We start from the raw sequence: 3235 nt of genomic DNA, 5'->3' as shown, positions 1-3235 counted from the left end.
TTTATCTTTTCTAAGGAAAATAATTGAAATGAAATACGGATTTGAAAAGCTGCTTTTATTATATTTTACAATAGCATAAAACAATATGCTACACTAGTTAATATAGAAAAATAAAATAACTAACTGATCATAATAATAAAATTTCTTCTAAAAATATATTTTTTAAAAGCTTCCACATAAAGAAAAAATATTTTCAAGAAAACTATATCAATTCTTGACAAATATTCGTTTATAAACGATTGTTTATCTATGTTTAAGATACGCCACTACCTTGCTGCTGACGGAAAAGATTTGATCATCGACTGGTTACACAAACTTCGTGATATGCAAGCTAAAACCGCAATTATCCGCCGCCTTAACCGTTTAGAGCAAGGAAATTTTGGTGATTTTAGACCACTTCGTGATGGCATTTATGAATTGCGAATTCATATCGGGCCTGGTTACCGAATTTATTATACCCAATTAGGAAAGACCGTATTGCTGTTATTGTGTGGTGGCACCAAAAGGACGCAAAATACTGATATTATCCGCGCGTGCGCTTATTGGCATGATTGGCAAAACCGTGAAGATTAAAGGAGTGTAGAAATGAAAGATCGTAACCATGATGATGCAATGGCTGAACTGTTCTATAATGATCCTGAAACGGCAGCAGCTACCCTTGATGCAATTTTAGCTGATGGCGATCAAGGTGAACTACTTATAACGCTTCGTCAAATGGCAAAAGCCTATGGGGGTGTTCAAACTGTAGCTAAAGCAGCTGAACTAAATCCAACACAGCTTTATCGTACACTGTCACAAAAAGGAAATCCCGAACTTCGCAGTTTGACTGCTTTACTACGAACTATGGGTCTTCGGTTAGCTGTACAACCCCTTGAACGATCTGTTCCGCACATTTAACCTGGATAACCGTTAAAGAAGATAAAATGCTTAAACTGTGCAAGATATTTTGCAATAGAAAAATTATATCAGCTTTTTTAGACAGAAAACGCATTGTAATTACTTGTTTTGAAGAAAATGTATGTATGTGTATAGAGAGCAAATTGCACTCGCTCTCTCCAAACTACCTCAGTGAAAATTTAAAATAAGACATATGACGAAACAAAATAAATGCTTGATTTACAAAAGTGCATCGTGTATACGTACCAAGTATCAAAAGGTAAATTATGGCAATCGTTAGTTTTAAGCATAAAGGGTTGAAATTATTCTTTGAAAGAGGGGTGTGCAAGGGTATACAACCTGCACATGCTCAAAAGCTAGCAAATATTTTGGTGATTTTAGATACAATATCTTCTCCTGAGCAAATGAAGATTAAATCATATCGTCTTCACAAACTGACAGGAGAATTAAAGGATTATTGGTCAATGCGTGTCAATGCAAATTGGCGTGTTACTTTTCGTTTCATTGGAACAGACGTTGAACTTGTTGATTATCAAGACTATCATTAATTTTTGAGGTGCTATTATGATGTACAATCCTCCACACCCAGGTGGCATTTTAAAAGAAGAATTGCTTGATGAACTGAAATTGACAGTCACAGAAGCTGCAAATCGTCTCGGTGTTGCGCGTTTAACTTTATCGCGTGTTTTAAACTGCAATGCAGCAATCAGCATTAATCTAGCCTTACGGTTAGAAAGAGCTGGTTTAAATGATGCAGAATTTTGGCTTAAACTGCAACAAAAACACGATTTATGGCAAGCACGACAGAGTAACCCGATTCTGCATATTGCGCCTTTTGAACAAACAGGACATCTTTAGAAAAAGCTTAAAGATCCTCTCCTCATTTTGTTAGATATACCATTTAATTTAAACAGCTTTACAAGATTATTTATGAAAACAGTTAAGCTGCGTTGCAAAGCGATGTTGTATTCTGTTCTAGTGATTGTGGAATTTTGATTTTAGGTGAGAAAATCATCAGTTCTTGAGCTTTTCTCTTATTTTGTAGAGAATAGCGTATATTAAATTCTACTTTAGGATATTGACTATACAAGAATTTAACTTCTTCTACATTGTCATAAGTAATTAACCAAAGAGCATTTACATGTTTAGAAATGATGTTTTCTAAATGGTGGTGGTCTTTAGTCTTATAAAATGAAGTATAGAGCCCTTTGCTCTTTTTAAAATATGGGGGATCTATATAAAGGCAAATGTTTTCATCTTTATCTGTTCCATAACGTAGTAAAAACTCCTGTGCATCTAATTGTGTTAAGTATATCCTATCTTTTTTTGCGCTTATATTTCTAATTCGGCCAATTAAATTTTCTTTATTGAATCTACAGTCTATTTTGTAATTCCCAGCTTGCTCTTTTCCTCCAATAGGGCCAGCATTTTTAATAATTCCTGATCTGTTTGTTCGATTCAAAAAAAGGGCAGCAAATCCTACGGTAAGCACATCTGCTTTTTCAGGAGAAATTTCTTTTTGTTTGTACCATTCTTCTAAGTTAATAGTTGTCGTGTTAATCTTCTCTATTAATTCTTCTGTCTTGTACAAAACACAATGCCAAAAACTCCAAATAAACGGGTCAATATCATTCATGTAAATATCTTTCACATCATCATTTAAAAGAAGTTTTAAAGCTAATCCACCACCACCAGCAAAAGGCTCACGATAAGAACATCCGTTTAATCCATTTTTCTCAAAGATTTCTTTGATTTTTCCATAGAGTGCAGTCTTGCCACCCGGATATCTTAATGGAGAATAACTAAAAGCCATCTCTCTCAACCCCTACAGTATTAGAAAAAAACGTGATGAAAACATTTTCAGGACCCCTCGCGATTTTTCCTCAAATTAGCCCCGTACAGAGCGTTTTATGTTCCCGATGTGGGGAAATCAAAAAACTTCCAAATCTCTCTCTAAGGTGCCTTTCTGTCGATTTAAATGCATATCCAATCCAAAAATGATCAGCACTTTTCTCTATTTTGCTGTTCTAAAACTCATCAAGCCGTTTTTGTGAATGGAATGACATTCTCTCGTCTCTCCTGTTCTTTCAGTGCCTTTGCTTGTGTATTTTCAATCGCTCTGTGCACATACCAAACCTGCCAAGCACATCACTTTCTAGCTTCTGACAATAGGAAACAAGTTCTGCACATGTTGGCATAAATACCTTTGACATCTCCTTGACCTGACCGGCGAGAATATTTTCAACAGCTTTTGCAAGAGCGTATGCTGAAACTTGTTTGAGTGTCAGCTTGTAGGATGAAGAAACTACATTGGGATCTGTGTTAGCTGGAACTCTCA

6 protein-coding genes are annotated in these 3235 nt (G+C 35.4%); 4 read left to right on the top strand and 2 right to left on the bottom strand.

Annotated elements, in window-relative coordinates; genetic code table 11:
- Positions 1-249: 249 nt before the first annotated feature.
- The 4 genes from J7R05_RS06860 (at position 250) to J7R05_RS06845 (ending at position 1755) form a co-directional block, all read left to right on the top strand.
- On the top strand, positions 250-573 hold the full coding sequence (locus tag J7R05_RS06860) for a type II toxin-antitoxin system RelE/ParE family toxin (RefSeq protein WP_208541722.1): 324 nt from the start codon (positions 250-252) through the stop codon (positions 571-573).
- Between the two features lie 12 nt (positions 574-585).
- Positions 586-897 (top strand): helix-turn-helix domain-containing transcriptional regulator, encoded by a 312-nt coding sequence (locus J7R05_RS06855; protein ID WP_182480401.1) that lies wholly within the window; start codon positions 586-588, stop codon positions 895-897.
- Between the two features lie 266 nt (positions 898-1163).
- Positions 1164-1445, top strand: coding sequence for a type II toxin-antitoxin system RelE/ParE family toxin (locus J7R05_RS06850; protein ID WP_078705502.1), 282 nt, complete (start codon positions 1164-1166; stop codon positions 1443-1445).
- A gap of 16 nt (positions 1446-1461) precedes the next feature.
- A complete protein-coding gene (locus J7R05_RS06845) occupies positions 1462-1755 on the top strand; it encodes a HigA family addiction module antitoxin (protein WP_010703157.1) in 294 nt (97 codons plus the stop codon).
- 82 nt (positions 1756-1837) lie between these two features.
- Here J7R05_RS06845 and J7R05_RS06840 read toward each other — a convergent pair whose 3' ends face one another.
- Together J7R05_RS06840 and J7R05_RS06835 are read right to left on the bottom strand one after the other, a co-directional pair.
- Positions 1838-2710, bottom strand: a complete 873-nt coding sequence (locus J7R05_RS06840) for a DNA adenine methylase (RefSeq protein ID WP_208541721.1) — start codon at positions 2708-2710, stop codon at positions 1838-1840.
- A 274-nt stretch (positions 2711-2984) separates the two neighbouring features.
- Positions 2985-3235 (bottom strand): hypothetical protein (locus J7R05_RS06835; protein WP_208541720.1); only part of this gene is annotated, 251 nt, incomplete at its 5' end.

This window comes from Bartonella capreoli (genome assembly GCF_902813205.1).
Lineage (GTDB): Bacteria > Pseudomonadota > Alphaproteobacteria > Rhizobiales > Rhizobiaceae > Bartonella > Bartonella schoenbuchensis.
Note: the sequence above shows the minus strand (reverse complement) of the source record. Positions and strands in the feature narration are given on the sequence as shown.

Bases quoted from the DNA above. Each gene is read 5' to 3' on its own strand.
- J7R05_RS06840 (WP_208541721.1), bottom strand. From the start codon at position 2,710: ATGGCTTTTAGTTATTCTCCATTAAGATATCCGGGTGGCAAGACTGCA.
- J7R05_RS06850 (WP_078705502.1), top strand. From the start codon at position 1,164: ATGGCAATCGTTAGTTTTAAGCATAAAGGGTTGAAATTATTCTTTGAA.
- J7R05_RS06845 (WP_010703157.1), top strand. From the start codon at position 1,462: ATGATGTACAATCCTCCACACCCAGGTGGCATTTTAAAAGAAGAATTG.
- J7R05_RS06855 (WP_182480401.1), top strand. From the start codon at position 586: ATGAAAGATCGTAACCATGATGATGCAATGGCTGAACTGTTCTATAAT.
- J7R05_RS06860 (WP_208541722.1), top strand. From the start codon at position 250: ATGTTTAAGATACGCCACTACCTTGCTGCTGACGGAAAAGATTTGATC.